The following is a 16706-nucleotide window of genomic DNA, read 5'->3' as shown; positions in this document are numbered from 1 at the left end:
ACATCACGCAATTTCCTGTCGATGATCAAACTGGCATCCGTCAGGCTGTGGATCGAGTTTTATGAGTCCGCTGCCTAGCTTTCCGGTTGGCACATCGATTTAATTTGACGGGCAATCGCAGGATCGGTCCCGCTGATGTCAGCGCACAACGCCGTCGCGCGATCATAGACTGATCCTTTCAGAACGACCTCATCGATCAGTCCATAATCCAAGGCTGTCGCAGCGGTCAGTTTTTGGCCTGCCAAAAATACCAGCTTGGTGCGCGATGGTCCGATCAGGTTACACATACGCAGCGGGTCAGATGGTTGCGGCAGATACCCCAGCTTCATCACCGGATAAAAGAATGATGCCTGTGGCACAGCTATGCGCAAGTCGCAGGCCAATGCCATGCCGGTCGCACCACCGGCCAAGGTTCCGTTGAGTGCCGCAATCGTCAAACCGGGCAAAGCCGCGATGGCGGCGGACAAACGCTCCCAGTCCGGTGAAGTTGCGAGACCCGCGCGCGCCGCCTCCAGATCAGCGCCCGCGCTAAAGACCTTGCCCACCCCTGTCAGGATGACCGCCTGCGCCTCTTGTGCAGCTTCAGCCGCATCCGCAAGGTCACAAAGCATTTCGGCGGTGAGCGCATTTGCCTTTTCAGGGCGGTTGAGCGTAATCGTCCAAACAGGACCGCTGCTATCAACTTCGATCATATCAGGCCAATCCGGGCACGAATGTCCTCATCGCGCAATGAAATTTCCTGGCCGATCCAATCGTCCGCATCCGACGAACACATCCAAAGCAAGGCTTTGGCGGGCCAGTCTGCCGGGATGTGATCAGACCAATCCAATTGACTGACGGGATTGATGCCGCTTGCCTTGATGTCTCGCTGCATCTGCGTCGCGACTGTTCCCGGGCTCAAACCGATCGCACGTATGCCGGCGTGGGCGTTTTCCTTGTCGACGCAGCGAGTCAGCATCGCAGCCCCCGCCTTGGACGCACAGTAGTGCGACCAGGCCTCAACCGGACCATGCGCAGCGCCGGAACTGATCGTCAGGATCGTGCCTCCGCCAGCTTTCAACATGACGGGCAAGGCAGCACGCATTCCGAAAAACACACCGTTGAGATTGATATTAATGACATTTGCCCACTGTTCGGGATCGGCTGTCGCCAAGTGCGAAATCGGCTCAATCACCCCTGCGTTTCCGATCAACACATCGAGCCCGCCAAAAGTCTTCACCGTCTGAGAAACCGCAGAGGCCACCGCTGAATAATCACCTACATCACATGGAATGGCGATCGCCTGGGAGCCGATTTCGTCAGCGAGTGCTGCAATTGCGTCCCCGCCGCGCGCAATCAGCGCGACATTGGCCCCTGCCGCCGCAAAGACGCGCGCCGTGTCCGATCCGATCCCTCGGCTGGCCCCCGTTATCAGTACGGTTTTTCCAGTCATATCCTGCATGAGCGGTTCCCTTTATACCTGACCTTGGCTGTCCTATGGATCTTGTGGTACGTGGATCGAGAACATAGGTCCAGTGCGTGGCGTGGATCGACACATCGTCTGCCGGACGATACACAAAAACTCGAAGGATTATCCTATGACCCGTTTTTCCCAACTGATGCAGAGTTGCGCCCTGGCCCTGTGCCTGCCTGCAGGTGCGGCCTTCGCTGACCTGACAGCCGCCGAGGTCTGGACAGACTGGGAAGAATTGATGACCGGTTCCGGATACACTCTCGATTCGACTCAATCCTCAACCGACACCAGTGTCACCGTTTCTGACTTGTCGATCACGCTGGACATGAGCGATGACACCGACGACGGCGCGGTTTCCATGAATTTGGGGACTTTGCGCTTTGTCGAAAACGGCGACGGCACCGTGACGATCGAAATTCCGGACACGGTCGCGGTCGACTTCAGCTTTACATCAGAGTTGGACGAGAGCGTCGCCGGCACAATCACGACTTTGTTCACTGACCAGCTTTTGATTGCCTCGGGCGAACCAAGTGCGGTGACCTATAGCTTTTCGGCAGCCAATACCGATGTCTCGTTAAACGACCTGCTCGTCGATGGCACCCCCATTGGCGAGGAGGCCGCGCAGGCATCCATGTCATTGGACAATATGTCATATGTGACAAAAACCATTGTTGGCGATCTGCGCCAGATAGATCAGACAGCGTCGATTGCCGCCGCAAGTTACACCTTGAATTTCGCCGAACCGACGGGCGCGGAATCCTTCAAGATGAATGGTACCGTTCGCGACATCGCATTTACTGGCGGCGGCAGCCTGCCGCTGGACATCGACACAGATGACGCCAACGCGATGTTGAATGCCGGAATGGAGTTTGCAGGAAATGTCACGACGCAAGGCGGCGGCTATGACCTGACGTTTGATGGTCCAGATGGCAGCGGAACGATCAATACGACGTCTGAGGGCGCTGGTTTTGATATTCGTTTCGCCCCCAGCGGTGTCGCCTATGGCGTGTCTCAGCGAGGCGTCGCGGTGAACATGCTGCTTACCGAATTGCCGTTGCCCATTTCCGTTTCCGCAAATGAGATGGCAACCAACTTCCTGTTTCCGCTTCAGAAATCAGACGATGATCAGGATTTCTCGATGGGTGTCACACTGACGGGTGTGACGGTTTCTGATGCGATCTGGGGTATTTTCGATCCCACGGGCCAGTTGCCCCGCACCCCCGCCAATCTGCTGGTGGACCTGAGTGGCACGGCCAAGGTAATGTTTGATTTCCTTGACCCGGCTCAAGCCAATATTCTTGCCGAGACAGAACGTGCGCCCGGCGAAGTGCAGACACTCGACCTGAATGCTCTGGAATTGGATGCCGCCGGTGCAAGTTTGACCGGCCAAGGTAATTTCCGTTTCGACAATTCGGACCTGGAGACCTTTGACGGTTTCCCCCGGCCTGAAGGCGCTGTTGATCTGACCCTGACCGGGGGCAATACGCTGATCGATACGCTCGTCGGCATGGGCTTGCTCCCACAGGAGCAAGCCATGGGCGCCCGGATGATGATGGGCCTCTTTGCCGTTCCGGGCGAAGGCGCTGATACGTTGAACTCGCGGATCGAAGTCACACCCGAAGGCCACGTTGTCGCCAACGGTCAGCGGCTGCGCTGACACCGGGCGACATCCACAAATGAGGCAGGTGCGTCAGCGCCTGCCCTTGCACTGCCCTGCCCGCGTCGCTACCTCAGGCACAACCAAGCGGAGCAGCGTATGACACCTTCGGATCTATCCTCTCTAAGCCAACGGCTGATTGAAGCAGCGCGGGCCGCAGGCGCGGACGCCGCCGACGCAATGGCTGTGCAGGGCACGTCCGTGTCGGTCGACGTGCGTGCGGGCGCTCTGGAACACGCGGAACGCTCCGAAGGGATTGATGTGGGCCTGCGCGTTTTCGTGGGTCAAAAGCAGGCCAACGTGTCGTCCTCCGACACCTCCGAGCGTACGATCGCGGAAATGGCGACACGGGCAGTGGCCATGGCAAACGAAGCCCCCGATGATCCTTATGCCGGTCTGGCGGATCCTGCCGATCTCATCACGGAATGGGATATCGATGCTCTTGAATTGAGTGACGATACACTCGAGCCAACCGCAGAAGCCCTTCAGGATGATGCACTGGCCGCAGAGGCCGCTGCCCTCGGCATTGATGGTGTCTCGCAAGTTCAGCAATCCACAGGCGCTTATGGTGCCCGCCAAATCTGGCTTGCGGCCAGCAATGGGTTTTCGGGTGGATATCGGCGCACGGATCGCGCGATCAGTTGTGTTGCCATCTCGGGATCGGACTCCGGGATGGAGCGGGATTACAGCGGTGATAGCCGGATTTTTCAAAGCGATCTGCGCACGCCCGAAGATATCGGGCGCGAGGCCGGTGAGCGCGCCATCGCACGTGTTGGGGCACGCAAACCCCCCACCGGAACCTATCCGGTCTTGTTTGACGAGCGGATCGCGGCAAGCCTGATCGGCCACCTTTTGGCCGCGGCCAACGGCAGTGCGATCGCACGCGGGTCGTCCTGGCTCCGCGACAGGCTGGGCGAACAGGTTCTGCCAGAGACCCTCAATCTGATCGAGGACCCCCGTCGCCCCCGGACCAATGGCACGCGCCCGTTCGACGCCGAGGGCTTGCCAACCCGCCGCCGTGCCATCGTCGAAAACGGCGTGCTGACAGGCTGGACGCTTGATCTTTCCAGCGGGCGTAAACTTGGCATGGCCTCGACCGCAAACGCGGCACGCGGCACCTCGGCACCGCCCAGCCCCAGCAATTGGAACGTGGCCCTCGACCAGGGAACGGCGAGCCGGGCCGATCTGATCCGCGACATGGGCACCGGGCTGCTGGTGACCTCTATGATCGGCTCGACGATCAACCCCAACACCGGTGACTATTCACGCGGCGCCGCAGGTCTGTGGATCGAAAACGGAGAGATCACCCATCCGGTCAATGAATGCACCATCGCCGGGTCCCTGCCTGAAATGCTGCGTGGGATCGTGCCTGCAAACGATGCCCGCATGCATCTGTCGCGGGTTGTGCCATCGCTGCTGGTGCCGGGAATGATCCTTGCCGGCAACTGATCTGCCCTTGCTCGTCGATGCCGCTCGCATGGCCGGGCGCGTGGCCGCCAGCTTTGTCGGGCCATCGGCGGCCCGTTGGGACAAACCCGACGATGCGGGCCCGGTGACCGAAGCCGACATCGCGGTCAACGATATCCTCATGTCCAACCTGCGCACAGCCCGCCCGGACTATGGCTGGCTCTCGGAGGAGACCGAGGACACGACGGACCGGCTGGCACAAGACACCGTGTTCATCATCGACCCGATCGACGGCACCCGCAGTTTTGTCGAAGGCAGCCGCACATGGGCCATTTCCATTGCGGTGGCCCGACAGGGGCAAATTACCGCCGCGGCCATTTTCTTGCCTTTGCGTGACAAGATGTACGCAGCCGGTCTGGGCAAAGGCAGTACTCTGAACGGCAAACCGGTGCGTGTCGCAATTGGCGACCCGAACAGTCCGGCCAAGGTGCTGGCCGCGCGCCCCAATCTGGATGCGCGCAATTGGCCCGGCGGCCTCCCGACGCTGGATCGACACTACCGCCCATCGCTCGCCTATCGCCTGTCTCTGGTGGGAGAAGGGCGCTTTGACGGAATGATCACCCTACGCGCCAGTTGGGAATGGGACATCGCTGCTGGCGCGCTCATCGTGGCCGAGGCGGGTGGCAGCATTACGGATCGCACCGGCGCGCCTTTGCGATTCAACAACCCGAACCCCAAACTTAACGGCGTGGTCGCGGCGGCAAGCCCGCTTCACCGTGACCTGGTTACGCGCCTCGCCCCGGCTTGACCCCTGCATTCATTTGCGCAAACTGAACCTGACACCCAGACCCAAAGGAAAATCCCATGGCACAGCGCTTGCATCTCGTCTTTGGCGGCGAATTGGTTGATCCCTCAAAAAACGTCTTCAAAGACGTCGATGACCTGCATATCGTGGGCATTTTCCCCGATTATGACAGCGCATATAACGCCTGGAAATCCGAAGCTCAACGCACCGTCGACAATGCCCATATGCGCTATTATATCGCCCACCTGCACCGTTTGCGGGATGAGGAAAACATGGCCGCAGCGACCGAAGAATTGGGCTGAGGTCACCTGTGCGCGGATCACTCGGGCTCAAAGCATATCGCACTGTGACCCGGCGGCGTGCGTCCCCGGAATTCAAACCCTCCAGGCCGCGCCCCGACGGTGAACTGATCTGGATCCATGCCGCAGAACCGGGCAAAAACCGTGCCCTGAGCGATCTTGCCTTCAGGCTGATCAGCATGCGACACCGCTGCCATGTCCTCATGACGGCCACGCACGCGTCATTTCAAAATCGCAAGGCAGCAATGATCATTCCAGAGGCGGTTCCAGACGAACACCCGGATGTTACCGATGCCTTCATCGAACACTGGAAGCCCGATGTCGTGATCTGGGCGTGGGGTGGATTGCGCCCAAACCTGATCCAATCCGCAGCCGACAGCGGGGCAAAGATGATGCTGATCGATGCGGACCAGGACGGTTTCGATAGCCGCCGCGACCGCTGGCTGCCCGAGGTACCAAGGCACCTCATTGCGAAATTCGACACGGTCATCGTCCGCTCGCGCGCGGCGCACTTGCGGTTGGCGCAATTGGGCTGCGCCTTTGAAAAGATGAAACAGGCGCCGCCTCTGCGGCCCTTCGGTCGCATGTTGCCCGCCGCCGATAGCGACGTGAACGAAATCACGCAGGCTCTTGGCGGCAGGCCGGTTTGGCTCGCCATGCAGATCGCTCTGGGCGAGGCCGGCACGATCCTCGCCGCGCATCGCCAGGCCCTCATGGCGTCTCACCGCTTGCTCCTCATTCTGGATCCCGCCGACATGGACTCGATATCGGACATCGCGAGATCTGCGGACAAAGCAGGTCTGCGCACGATGCTTTGGAGCGATGGGGAATTGCCGAATGACAACACCCAAGTCCTGATTGCCGACACGACGGAAGAGTTGGGACTGTGGTTGCGCATCGCTCCGGTCAGCTTTCTCGGAGGGTCCTTGAATTCGAGCCAGGAAAGCTGTGATCCCTATACCGCCGCAGCCCATGGAACGGCGATCATCTATGGGCCACATACCGGAAGCAACGTCGAGGCTTACACCAGCCTGATGAACGCGGGTGCCGCCCGAATTGTGAACGACGCGGCAACATTGGGGCGCGCGGTCATTCAAATAATGGCCCCCGATCAGGCGGCTCAGATGACAATGGCGGGTTGGGATGTGGTCACCGAAAGCGCGGACAGCCTCGACAGCATCATCAAGCACGTCGAGACACATCTGGATGCGCTTCAGGATGGTCCGGCGGCATGATGCACGCGCCCAGGTTCTGGACTTCACCAAATGGGCGCCGGGACTGGCGCGCGCGGGTGCTTTCGCCGCTGGGGGCAACCTATGCCCATATGACGGCACGCAGATTGCAAAAGGGGCCGCGCAACCGCATGGCCGTCCCCGTAATCTGCGTCGGCAACATCAACGTCGGCGGCACTGGCAAGACACCGACGGTCATCGCCGTCACCGAAAAATTGCGGGATGTCTTCCATGATCCCCATATCGTAAGCCGTGGATATGGCGGCACGATCATCAACCCAACCGAAGTCGATCCAGGTCGCCACACGGCCGCCCAAACCGGTGACGAGCCGTTGCTGCTCAGCGCCTTCGCCCGCACCTGGGTCGCCAAAGATCGGGTCGCAGGCGCGCAAGCCGCCATTGCGGCAGGCGCTACCGCAATTGTGCTGGATGATGGTTTCCAGGATCCAAGCCTGTTCCACGATCTTTCACTGGTGGTTGTTGATGCAGAAACCGGCTTTGGCAACGGATACTGCCTGCCGGCGGGACCTCTGCGTGAACGCGTCGAAAAGGGCCTGCGACGCGCCGACATCCTGCTTTCCATTGGAAGCGACGCAGCACAGACGGCATTTCGAAAAAATGTTTTGCCGTCCGGATTGCGGCATATCAGCGGCGCACTGACCCCCCTCCAGACCGGCATGGACTGGACGGACACGCCCTTTATTGCTTTCGCCGGCATCGCGCGGCCTGAAAAATTCTTTGAAACGCTGCGTGATCTTGGCGCAAACATCCTGCGCAGCGAAGACCTCGCAGATCACCAAAAACTCTCGCCAGCTCTGCTGAGCCGGTTGGAAACCGAAGCCCGCAGCAAAGGCGCGCAATTGGTCACGACCGAGAAGGACGCAGCCCGACTGCCGGCCACTTTCCGGCACAAGGTCATTACCCTGCCAGTCCGACTGGCGTTAAACGATCCCGCCGAACTGACCGAAGCTTTGGCAAGACTTCCCAAACCCTGACCTCTCTTGGCCAAAAATATCCCCGCCGGAGGCACAAATCGCATCTGCCGAAGGCGGATGCAAAACATCGTGTGGCGCGGCAGCGCCCCCTTCAGACTTCGCTTTCGCCCAGTTTCGGCGACGGGCGGTCCAGGCACAATTCTGCATCAGAAAACACGATGGGGGTCCGGATGCCAGGCACACCGCCCAATTCGATCTGCATGCCGCGGGCCTGAACCTGCGGATCGGCCATTACATCTGCCATGTCGTTGATCGGACCGGCTGGCACACCTGCGGCTTCACAGGCCGCAAGCAAATCTGCCCGGCCACGCTGCACTGTCGCTTCCGTCAGCCGACGTGTCATCTCCGCGCGATTGGCGATCCGATCCGAATTGCGCAGGAATTCAGGCGCCAGCGCCATCTCGTCCAGCCCCAATAGATGACAGAGCCGCTGATACTGACTGTCGTTGCCGGTGGCGATAATGATATGACCGTCCGAACAATCGAAAACCTGATAGGGCGTCAGGTTCATATGCGCATTGCCCATCATTCCGGGGGCGACACCACTGGTCAGATAGTTCATCCCCTGGTTTGACGTCATCGCCACAGCGACATCAAGCAAGGCCATGTCGATATGCTGCCCACGTCCGGTTTGCAGCCTCTGATGGACAGCAGCCAGAATTGCCGTCGTGGCATAGACCCCGGTAAAGAGGTCCGTAATCGCGACACCGGATTTTTGCGGCTGCCCGCCTGGTTCACCGGTGATCGACATCAACCCAGACATACCTTGAATGATGAAATCATAACCGGCCCGGCTGGCATATGGGCCTGTTTGCCCAAATCCGGTGATCGAACAGTAAATCAGACGCGGAAAATCATCCTTCAGGCTGTCATAGTCCAACCCGTATTTAGCCAGGCCGCCCACTTTGAAATTCTCGATCAGGATATCTGCAGTGCCGATCAGCGCGCGCAGGTCCGCTTGGCCCTCTTCTGTCTTGAAATCAATCACGACAGAGGATTTTCCACGGTTCGTCGAGTGGAAGTATGCGGCTGACACGTCGTCATCCCGCGTCACAAAAGGCGGGCCCCACTGGCGGGTATCGTCGCCGCGCGGGGCTTCGACCTTGATCACTTCCGCGCCCAGGTCCGCCAATGTCTGGCCTGCCCAGGGGCCCGCCAGAACCCGTGCCAGTTCGACCACGCGCAACCCGGCCAGCGGGCCCTTGGGCGCATCTGGCATCAGCTGGACGCTTCGTCGATCAGGCGCTTCATCTCGTCATAGCTCATGTTGTTGTACATACGGCCATCGATGACAAAGCTCGGCGTGGACTGAATCCCATCCCGCTCCGCGTTTTCCTGATACCACGCCACCAACGTCCGCAGCTTGTCGCCATCTTGCAAACAGGCTTCGATCGCATCGTTGTCAAGACCGGCCAGGCGGCCAATCTTGCGCAGCTCTTCGACGATTGCACCGGGGTCACCGCCACCGGCGCGCGTCCATTCGGACTGGCTGGAATACAGCAGATCGGTGATCCCAAAGAACTTGTCCGGCCCGGCACAGCGCGCAACCGCAGACGCCCAAAGGCCAAAGCGGTCGAAATAAACCTCACGGTAGACAAAGTTGATCTTGCCGGTATCGATATAATCCGCCTTCAGTTGTTTGAACGGACCCGTGTGGAACGTGCCACAATGCGGGCAGGTAAAGCTTGCATATTCAATGACAGTGACCGGTGCATCGGGGTTGCCGATGGCCATATCCACCACGGTCGATGTGTCGATTTCAGCGTCTGCTTCCTGCGCATGGGCGGCGCCCAGCAAATAAGTCGACTGAGCGTTGTTCGTTGAGTTCGAGGCGGTTGACGAATACCAAAAGTATCCGGCCACGCCGATGGCCACTGCCGCTACGGCAAGAATGCGATTCATGTACGTGTTCCTTGTTTTTCTTTTGTCAGAATATGTGCGCCCAACCGTTCGAGGGCCGCGCGCAAACTGTCGTCTTCCACGGGGGCCACCACAGCGGATGCCGCCTGATGCGTCGCTGCGTCCGGTGTCTTTGGCCCGGTCTCCTTGGGCTTGCCTTCGAACGCGATCCGCCCTTCGGCAAATCCGGTTGCGGCTGTTTGCGTGATCCGGATGCGCGCAATGGCATTGTAGCCGTAGACGCCGTTTACCTTGGCGCGCAGTTGCTCTTTTTGCATTTCGAGCATCGGGGCCTGTGCGCCGGTGGTGAGCAGCGTCAGGGTCGCCCCCATGCCGCCCCGGCCATAGCTGACTTCGACGGGCCGCGCGATCGCGGCCACATCCGGTCCGACCACTTCGGCCCAATCCGTCAGCAACCGGCTTTGTGCAAAGCCCCGGCTCTCGCTCGCCTGACGAATCCGCCCGGTCAGCAACGAAGCTGTCCGTTTGAACCCTTTTGTACTGGCGCGGCGCGTGGCCATGACTATGTTCTCCTTCATCTTGCGCCAACCATAGCGGATGCTGTGGCCGGAACCCAGATCAGATGCCCGAAAGGAACATAAATCTTGCGTGACCTCAGCGCCGACCTGTTGGACTGGTATGATGTCCACGCCCGCATCATGCCATGGCGTGTTTCCCCGACCGATAAGGCGTCTGGCAAACGCCCCGACCCCTATGCCATCTGGATGAGTGAGATTATGCTGCAACAGACCACTGTTGCCGCCGTAACGTCCTATTTTCAAAAGTTTATCGCGCGATGGCCAACCGTCAGCGACCTTGCTGCGACGGAAGATGCCGACGTCATGGGGGCTTGGGCGGGACTTGGGTATTACGCCCGCGCGCGCAACTTGCTCAAATGTGCCCGTGCTGTGGTCGCAGATCATGGCGGTGTGTTTCCCCCCGATCACGCGGCCTTGTTGAAACTGCCCGGAATCGGCCCCTACACGGCGGCGGCGATTGCTTCCATCGCCTTTGACCTGCGCCACACGGTCGTGGACGGCAATGTCGAGCGGGTCATGGCCCGCATGCATGACGAACACACCCCCCTGCCGTCGGCCAAACCGATCCTGACCGCCTATGCGGAGGCTCTGACACCGGCAGACCGCCCGGGGGACTATGCGCAGGCGGTCATGGATCTTGGCGCCACGATCTGCACTCCCAAGTCTCCGGCTTGCGGCATCTGCCCATGGCGTGACCCCTGTGTCGCACGCATCGCAGGTACCGCAGCTGAATTACCAAGGAAAACACCGAAAGCGGCAAAACCGGTGCGCCACGGCACAGTCTACATCGCGCGGCGGGCGGACGGGGCGGTGTTGTTGGAAACACGCCCGGAAAAGGGCCTTTTGGGTGGTATGTTGGGCTGGCCCGGATCGGATTGGATCACCGTGTCGGATCAGCGGCCGCAAAATCCGCCAATTGCGGCAGACTGGCAAAAAATTCCGGGCGAAGTGCGCCACACTTTCACCCATTTTCACCTGATGCTTGACGTGATGGTGGCCGATGTCGGCGCAGAGGTGCAGACCGATGTCGGTGCGTTCCTGCCACGCACGGATTTTCGACCCTCCGATCTGCCGACCGTGATGCGCAAAGCTTTTGACCTGACGCAGAGTTAAGCGCTGCGCTGCCGGGTCCCGCTTTGCACACGACCCGTTAACCCCCTATGATTTAACGGTGAAGCCCCAAAGGATCGCGTTGATGACCCTGCCGCCCGAAACCGTCGCAAAATTCCAAAGCGCCCTGCCCTTCTGGATCTCGTTCTTGCTGATCCCGCTGGCGTGGGTCACGGCGATACATGGCGGCTGGACGGTCATACTGCTGCCTCTTGTCACGTGGTACATGTTTTCAATCCTCGATCTGGCGGTTGGCGTGAACACCGACAATGCCGATCTGGAAACAACCGAGGATGACTTGCGCTGGTACCGCGCCCTCACAACCGTTTGGCCGCCGGTGCAATTTGTAACGCTGTTCAGCCTGATCTGGTACGTGGCCCCCGCCACGCATTTGAACACGTTCGAAAAGCTCGCCATTTTCTTTGGCGTCGGTGTTATCAATGGCACCGTGGGGATCAACTACAGTCACGAGTTGATGCACCAGAAGAACAAGGTGGAGCGGTGGCTGGCGGATGCGTTGCTCGCGATGGTGCTCTATTCCCATTTCCGCTCGGAGCACCTGCTGGTGCATCACCGCTATGTCGCAACGCCGCGCGATCCGGTGACGGCGCGCATGGGGGAGAGTTTCTATCGGTTCTATCCCCGCGTGCTCCGACAAAGCCTTGCCTCTGCATGGGCCGCAGAAAAAGCGATGCTGGCGCGCAAAAACCTGCCCGCAACAGATCGCTCGAACCCGTTCTGGAAATATGCGATGCTGCAGTCGGCCTTTTTGCTTTTGGCTTTCGCCTTGGGCGGGTGGGTCGGCGTCGGCCTCTTTGCGATGCAAGCCGGAACCGCGATCTGGCAATTGGAACTGGTCAATTACATTGAACATTACGGTTTGACCCGCAAGCATCTGGGCGGTGGAAAATACGAACACGTCCAGCCGCGCCATTCCTGGAATGCCGCCCAGAGGGCTTCCAACTGGCTTTTGATAAATCTCCAGCGCCATTCCGATCATCACTACAAACCAGATCGCCGCTTTCCAATGTTGCAAAACTATACCGAAGCCGATGCCCCACAGTTGCCTTATGGCTATCCGGTGATGACGATTGCCGCCATGATCCCACGTGTCTGGCGGCGGGTGATGAACCCGAGGGTCAAGCAATGGCGAGATATGTATTATCCTGAAATCACCGATTGGCGGCCTTACAACAAGGCCAGCAATCCCTTGCCCCGCTGATCGTAGACGCAGGCGTTATTGACCTACCTTTGCAAATACTTGATTTTAATATTTAAGTTCTAAGAAAGGCTACTGCGTACCTAAGGCAACACCCAAACGGCGAGCGGCTTGGCCACGCCGCGCACCGCTTGGTCCGGGACCGCCTCAAAGCCTTCATGGCTACCGGCCGCCTGGATTGCGGCATCGCTAGCGATGGCCTGCACATTCAGGGATCGCGTCATCGCCTCCAGCCTGCTGGCGACATTGACGGTGTCGCCCAGAACGGCGAATTCCAGCCGGTTGGCCCCGATATCCCCAAGAACCACCGGACCGAAATGCAAGCCAAAGCGCGCATCGATTTCGGGCAGCCCATCCGCCTTGCGGGCCGCATTCAGCGCAGCCATTCGGTCAGCCATCGCCCGCACGCAGGCCACCGCTCGTGCCGCATCATCCTTCAGCGGCAACGGCGTTCCGAACGTGGCCATCAACCCGTCCCCCAGGTATTTGTCGAGCGTGCCGCCATGGGCAAACACCTCGCTTTCCATCCGCGCGTGAAAGGTACGCAAGGTCTCGATCACCTCCTGCGGCGGGCGGCCATCGGAATAGGCCGTGAACCCGACGATATCGACAAAAAGCACCGCCGCATCATGGCTGCGGATCTGGCCAAGCGGTTCATCCTTTTGTGACAGCTCTTCGACCATGGTCGGAGAAAAATAGCGCGCCAGATTGGTGCGTTCGCGGGACATTTCAGCGCTGTCGAGAACCAAATTCTGATAACGCCTTACCGTGACGGCCAGAATGCCCGCCACAATGATGAACACCATAACTTCCTGAATCCGCAAATCCCAATGGACAAGATTCGGATCCAGTTGCGCGCCCAGATCCATGTTGCCGGGAAAAAGCTCCAGAGCCGCTTCGCTCAGGCCCGGCACCGTCCGGCCGAAAAACCAGATGGAAAGCGTTCCCAAAAGCCACAGACAAAGCGTCCAGTTTCCAATCGCGACAATCGTGCGCCACGAATAGGACAACACGCCGGTTGCCAGAATAATGTAAAAATACTGGAAAACGTCAAACTGATAAATCAGAGCGGTGGGCAGGTCCTCTTTCGACAACGGGTTCGGTACCAGCAAGGCAACCGTCATCAACAGCAGATCCAGAAAGAGCAACAAAAGCTCGACGCGCGATTGGCCGACGCGCCCGACGCGCCTTTGCAAGAGACCAACCAACACCAAAAGCAACAACAAGCCTTGATACCAGATGACCTCCCAGCTTGGATTGAGAAAGACCAGCAAACCCGCCGTAATCAGAAGCGCCGTCGTCCGCGCCTTGACGGCCAGATCCATACCTTCCTGCTTGTTGCGCGCCAGGGCTTCCCGCGCATGGCGGTGCGACGGCACCTCATCTGCGTCGGAGGAACGCCCTGACGTGGACCTGTTTTGTGTGACATCCGTCATTGGCGATCTCCGCGCGGTTTGCAATGAATGTACGCCATCAACGCAAAAAAGCCCCGCCAAAAGAGGCGGGGCATAGGTGTAGTGCCTTGCAGAGTGGCCATGGGTAGGCCGCAGGCACCGGCGGTGTTCGAAAAATGTCAGTCGTGCATTTCTGCCCGGATTTGCTGGCGCAGCACATCGATGGGCACAACTTTGCCCTCGCGCTTGAAGCACCAGTAGGTCCAGCCATTGCAACTTGGCGCCCCTTCCAGATGGGCTCCGACCTGATGGATTGATCCCTTGATATCGTCGCCAATCAGGGTGCCATCCGCACGCACCTTGGCCTTGTGACGCTTGTTCATGGAGTACAGTTCCTCGCCGGGGCGCAGCATACCGCGCTCCACCAGTTGGCCAAAGGGAACGCGGGGTTCAGACCGTTTGGAAGCAGACACGGCGAGCGCCTCTCGGTCGAATTTACGCACAGATGCGATGCGTTTTTCCGCGACAGCGCGATAGGCCGCCTCGCGTTCGATGCCGATGAATTCACGGCCCAGCATCTTGGCCACCGCTCCGGTTGTACCTGTGCCAAAGAACGGATCAAGGATCACGTCACCTGGATTGGTCGACCCGACCAATACGCGATGCAGCAAGCTTTCCGGTTTCTGTGTGGGATGGGCCTTGTCGCCGTTGTCATCTTTCAGGCGTTCATGCCCGGTACACAGCGGCAAGACCCAGTCCGACCGCATTTGGATGCCCTCGTTCAGGGCCTTCAAGGCTTCGTAGTTGAAGGTGTATTTACTGGCCTCGTCCTTACCCGCCCAGATCATGGTTTCATGGGCATTGGTAAAGCGTTTTCCTCGGAAATTGGGCATGGGATTGGACTTGCGCCACACCACATCGTTCAAAATCCAGAAGCCTTCGTTTTGCAGCGAAGCCCCCACTCGGAAAATATTGTGATAACTGCCAATCACCCAGATCGCGCCGTTCGGCTTCAAGAGCCTGCGCGCGGCCTTCAGCCAGGCCGTTGTGAATTCGTCATAGGCGCGAAACGAACTGAACTGGTCCCAATGATCATCAACGGCATCCACACGCGAATTGTCCGGACGATGCAATTCCCCCTTCAACTGTAGGTTATAAGGCGGATCAGCAAAGATCAGATCAACAGTACCAGCGGGCAAACTGTTCATCACATCAATGCAGTCACCCGCAAGAATTTGGTTCAAGGGAAGCGCCTCGGCGCCCTTTACATGTTTCGTCATCTATCTGCCTCTGTCCCCGGTGCTTGTGCACTCGTTGGTTGGGTCCAAGATGAAGCCTACCTGATTCGCGGTCAAATTCTTTTTTGAATCAGCGACTTAAGAAACAGACTTGTCACAACATATTGTGGACGGGCTTGAACGAACGCCTATGGTGTGGTGTCACCCCTAGATTTTGAAGCGCAGCTATGTGGCTTTTCGATCCATATCCCATGTTCGTGTGCCAGCCATAACCGGGATGCTGTTGCGCCAAATCCACCATGATCCGATCACGACATATTTTGGCCACAATTGAAGCCGCTGCAATCGACTGCGACCGCCCATCCCCCTTGACCACAGCCGACGCCGGAAGGGCTATTCCGCGCGGTATCATGTTGCCGTCGATTAACAGATGATCAGGCACAAAACGCAGACCGGCCACCGCCCGCTCCATCGCCAAATGGGACGCACGCAAAATGTTCAGTCGATCGATCTCCGCCACAGAGGCATGGGCGACAGACACATCCGCGCAGTTCAGGATCTTGGACCACAAGGCTTCACGGGCCCGCGCCGTCAGCTTTTTTGAATCGTCCAATCCGACCGGGATACGCGCCACGTCCAACACGACTGCGGCCGCCGTGACCGGACCCGCCAAAGGACCACGACCCACCTCATCTACCCCGGCCACATATCCGCCAATGGCCGCCTCAAGGGAAAAGTCCGGCACGCTGGTTCCTTTCTCTGTTCCAAAAAATCCTCGCCGAAGGCAAAACGCACTTTCCGGCGGAAAGTGCAAACGTCACGTGCTGCCGCATGGCAGCGCAATGAAGCAAGGCGGCGCCGACGCACCGCCCGGCCAGTTCGACACCTGGAGGATCGTCACATCCCCTTCCTATCGACGGGCCAGCGCATACCCTCTCCGACTCAGACACCGGGCGCCGTAACCCATACGCTTGCCCCGATCTGTCCGAAACTTCTGCTCACATTTGCGCGGCAGACTGTCGGCAAAACGATAATTCCTCTCAAGGCAACGTTGCCCAAATACGTGCATGCGCCCCTCCCGGGTCTCGACACTGCGCAAACACTGCTGCGGCAAAAGCTTGCGGTTCACACGCCGCGGCAAGGGCCGCGGCTTCTCACCACGGCGCACCTCTTCGCGAAAACGATCATCTGGACCATAACGGCGATCGATGACCCTCGGTTTGCTCTTCTTGTCGTCCTCGCGCACGTTGTGAATGACGACGCCCAAAACGGCCAAGCCTGCCAGAGCGGCCAAGGCCTTGTTCACGTCGTCTTGCCCAGCGCGGGCCGGGGCCGCACTGAAACCGGCGATGGCAATCGCGCTGGTCACAACGATAGCGATGAAATGGCGGTATGAAAGATATGTCATTTGGATCGTCCTTTGTGGGATCATTCGGAAATCGGACCAAGGCTCTTGGTA

17 protein-coding genes are annotated in these 16706 nt (G+C 59.0%); 8 read left to right on the top strand and 9 right to left on the bottom strand.

All coding sequences use genetic code 11. The features are described 5' to 3' along the window. Positions 1 to 74: 74 nt before the first annotated feature. Both LC354_RS01605 and LC354_RS01600 read right to left on the bottom strand, forming a co-directional pair. Positions 75 to 692 (bottom strand): enoyl-CoA hydratase/isomerase family protein, encoded by a 618-nt coding sequence (locus LC354_RS01605; RefSeq protein WP_223421076.1) that lies wholly within the window; start codon positions 690 to 692, stop codon positions 75 to 77. Further along, positions 689 to 1441, bottom strand: coding sequence for an SDR family oxidoreductase (locus LC354_RS01600; protein ID WP_223421075.1), 753 nt, complete (start codon positions 1439 to 1441; stop codon positions 689 to 691). Before LC354_RS01600 ends, LC354_RS01605 begins: the two co-directional genes overlap by 4 nt. 136 nt (positions 1442 to 1577) lie before the next feature. Here LC354_RS01600 and LC354_RS01595 point away from each other — a divergent pair, with 136 nt between their 5' ends. The 6 genes from LC354_RS01595 to lpxK all read left to right on the top strand — a co-directional run bounded on the left by LC354_RS01595 (position 1578) and on the right by lpxK (position 7848). Continuing rightward, positions 1578 to 3110: a DUF2125 domain-containing protein gene (locus tag LC354_RS01595; RefSeq protein WP_223421074.1), complete on the top strand. Its 1533-nt coding sequence runs from the start codon at positions 1578 to 1580 to the stop codon at positions 3108 to 3110. A gap of 99 nt (positions 3111 to 3209) precedes the next feature. Beyond that, a complete protein-coding gene (locus LC354_RS01590) occupies positions 3210 to 4559 on the top strand; it encodes a TldD/PmbA family protein (RefSeq protein ID WP_223421073.1) in 1350 nt (449 codons plus the stop codon). Beyond that, positions 4546 to 5325 (top strand): 3'(2'),5'-bisphosphate nucleotidase CysQ, encoded by a 780-nt coding sequence (locus LC354_RS01585; RefSeq protein ID WP_223421072.1) that lies wholly within the window; start codon positions 4546 to 4548, stop codon positions 5323 to 5325. The genes LC354_RS01590 and LC354_RS01585 overlap by 14 nt, the downstream gene beginning before the upstream one ends. A 56-nt stretch (positions 5326 to 5381) precedes the next feature. Further along, the gene (locus LC354_RS01580) at positions 5382 to 5624 is read left to right on the top strand and encodes a DUF4170 domain-containing protein (RefSeq protein WP_223421071.1); all 243 of its coding nucleotides are present in this window, start codon (positions 5382 to 5384) and stop codon (positions 5622 to 5624) included. A gap of 8 nt (positions 5625 to 5632) precedes the next feature. Continuing rightward, positions 5633 to 6856: a 3-deoxy-D-manno-octulosonic acid transferase gene (locus LC354_RS01575; protein ID WP_317849260.1), complete on the top strand. Its 1224-nt coding sequence runs from the start codon at positions 5633 to 5635 to the stop codon at positions 6854 to 6856. Next, complete coding sequence (gene lpxK / locus LC354_RS01570) at positions 6856 to 7848, top strand: tetraacyldisaccharide 4'-kinase (RefSeq protein WP_223421085.1); 993 nt, start codon at positions 6856 to 6858, stop codon at positions 7846 to 7848. Before LC354_RS01575 ends, lpxK begins: the two co-directional genes overlap by 1 nt. 91 nt (positions 7849 to 7939) lie before the next feature. On the opposite strand, the gene LC354_RS01565 is transcribed toward lpxK, so the two are convergent. The 3 genes from LC354_RS01565 to LC354_RS01555 are packed head-to-tail and all read right to left on the bottom strand — an operon-like array spanning position 7940 to position 10268. Then, positions 7940 to 9067 (bottom strand): CaiB/BaiF CoA transferase family protein, encoded by a 1128-nt coding sequence (locus tag LC354_RS01565; RefSeq protein WP_223421070.1) that lies wholly within the window; start codon positions 9065 to 9067, stop codon positions 7940 to 7942. Then, the gene (locus LC354_RS01560) at positions 9067 to 9750 is read right to left on the bottom strand and encodes a DsbA family protein (protein WP_223421069.1); all 684 of its coding nucleotides are present in this window, start codon (positions 9748 to 9750) and stop codon (positions 9067 to 9069) included. Before LC354_RS01560 ends, LC354_RS01565 begins: the two co-directional genes overlap by 1 nt. Beyond that, complete coding sequence (locus tag LC354_RS01555; RefSeq protein ID WP_223421068.1) at positions 9747 to 10268, bottom strand: DUF721 domain-containing protein; 522 nt, start codon at positions 10266 to 10268, stop codon at positions 9747 to 9749. Before LC354_RS01555 ends, LC354_RS01560 begins: the two co-directional genes overlap by 4 nt. Positions 10269 to 10352: 84 nt before the next feature. On the opposite strand from LC354_RS01555, the gene mutY reads away from it, so the two are divergent. Both mutY and LC354_RS01545 read left to right on the top strand, forming a co-directional pair. Beyond that, on the top strand, positions 10353 to 11399 hold the full coding sequence (mutY, locus tag LC354_RS01550; RefSeq protein ID WP_223421067.1) for an A/G-specific adenine glycosylase: 1047 nt from the start codon (positions 10353 to 10355) through the stop codon (positions 11397 to 11399). Between the two features lie 82 nt (positions 11400 to 11481). Beyond that, entirely contained in the window at positions 11482 to 12618 is a 1137-nt protein-coding gene (locus LC354_RS01545) for an alkane 1-monooxygenase (protein ID WP_223421066.1), read from the top strand. 80 nt (positions 12619 to 12698) lie between these two features. On the opposite strand, the gene LC354_RS01540 is transcribed toward LC354_RS01545, so the two are convergent. From LC354_RS01540 to LC354_RS01525, 4 genes are all read right to left on the bottom strand, one after another. Beyond that, positions 12699 to 14051 (bottom strand): adenylate/guanylate cyclase domain-containing protein, encoded by a 1353-nt coding sequence (locus tag LC354_RS01540; protein WP_223421065.1) that lies wholly within the window; start codon positions 14049 to 14051, stop codon positions 12699 to 12701. Positions 14052 to 14188: 137 nt separating this feature from the next. After that, the gene (locus LC354_RS01535) at positions 14189 to 15289 is read right to left on the bottom strand and encodes a site-specific DNA-methyltransferase (protein WP_223421064.1); all 1101 of its coding nucleotides are present in this window, start codon (positions 15287 to 15289) and stop codon (positions 14189 to 14191) included. A gap of 112 nt (positions 15290 to 15401) precedes the next feature. After that, positions 15402 to 15992 (bottom strand): ribonuclease HII, encoded by a 591-nt coding sequence (locus LC354_RS01530; RefSeq protein ID WP_223421063.1) that lies wholly within the window; start codon positions 15990 to 15992, stop codon positions 15402 to 15404. A gap of 165 nt (positions 15993 to 16157) precedes the next feature. Continuing rightward, the gene (locus LC354_RS01525) at positions 16158 to 16655 is read right to left on the bottom strand and encodes a hypothetical protein (protein ID WP_223421062.1); all 498 of its coding nucleotides are present in this window, start codon (positions 16653 to 16655) and stop codon (positions 16158 to 16160) included. Between the last annotated feature and the right edge of the window lie 51 nt (positions 16656 to 16706).

This window comes from Tateyamaria pelophila (assembly GCF_019966495.1).
Lineage (GTDB): Bacteria > Pseudomonadota > Alphaproteobacteria > Rhodobacterales > Rhodobacteraceae > Tateyamaria > Tateyamaria pelophila.
Note: the sequence above shows the minus strand (reverse complement) of the source record. Positions and strands in the feature narration are given on the sequence as shown.

Bases quoted from the DNA above. Each gene is read 5' to 3' on its own strand.
- LC354_RS01605 (WP_223421076.1), bottom strand. From the start codon at position 692: ATGATCGAAGTTGATAGCAGCGGTCCTGTTTGGACGATTACGCTCAAC.
- LC354_RS01600 (WP_223421075.1), bottom strand. From the start codon at position 1,441: ATGCAGGATATGACTGGAAAAACCGTACTGATAACGGGGGCCAGCCGA.
- LC354_RS01595 (WP_223421074.1), top strand. From the start codon at position 1,578: ATGACCCGTTTTTCCCAACTGATGCAGAGTTGCGCCCTGGCCCTGTGC.
- LC354_RS01590 (WP_223421073.1), top strand. From the start codon at position 3,210: ATGACACCTTCGGATCTATCCTCTCTAAGCCAACGGCTGATTGAAGCA.
- LC354_RS01580 (WP_223421071.1), top strand. From the start codon at position 5,382: ATGGCACAGCGCTTGCATCTCGTCTTTGGCGGCGAATTGGTTGATCCC.
- lpxK (WP_223421085.1), top strand. From the start codon at position 6,856: ATGCACGCGCCCAGGTTCTGGACTTCACCAAATGGGCGCCGGGACTGG.
- LC354_RS01565 (WP_223421070.1), bottom strand. From the start codon at position 9,067: ATGCCAGATGCGCCCAAGGGCCCGCTGGCCGGGTTGCGCGTGGTCGAA.
- LC354_RS01560 (WP_223421069.1), bottom strand. From the start codon at position 9,750: ATGAATCGCATTCTTGCCGTAGCGGCAGTGGCCATCGGCGTGGCCGGA.
- LC354_RS01555 (WP_223421068.1), bottom strand. From the start codon at position 10,268: ATGGCCACGCGCCGCGCCAGTACAAAAGGGTTCAAACGGACAGCTTCG.
- LC354_RS01545 (WP_223421066.1), top strand. From the start codon at position 11,482: ATGACCCTGCCGCCCGAAACCGTCGCAAAATTCCAAAGCGCCCTGCCC.
- LC354_RS01540 (WP_223421065.1), bottom strand. From the start codon at position 14,051: ATGACGGATGTCACACAAAACAGGTCCACGTCAGGGCGTTCCTCCGAC.
- LC354_RS01535 (WP_223421064.1), bottom strand. From the start codon at position 15,289: ATGACGAAACATGTAAAGGGCGCCGAGGCGCTTCCCTTGAACCAAATT.
- LC354_RS01525 (WP_223421062.1), bottom strand. From the start codon at position 16,655: ATGACATATCTTTCATACCGCCATTTCATCGCTATCGTTGTGACCAGC.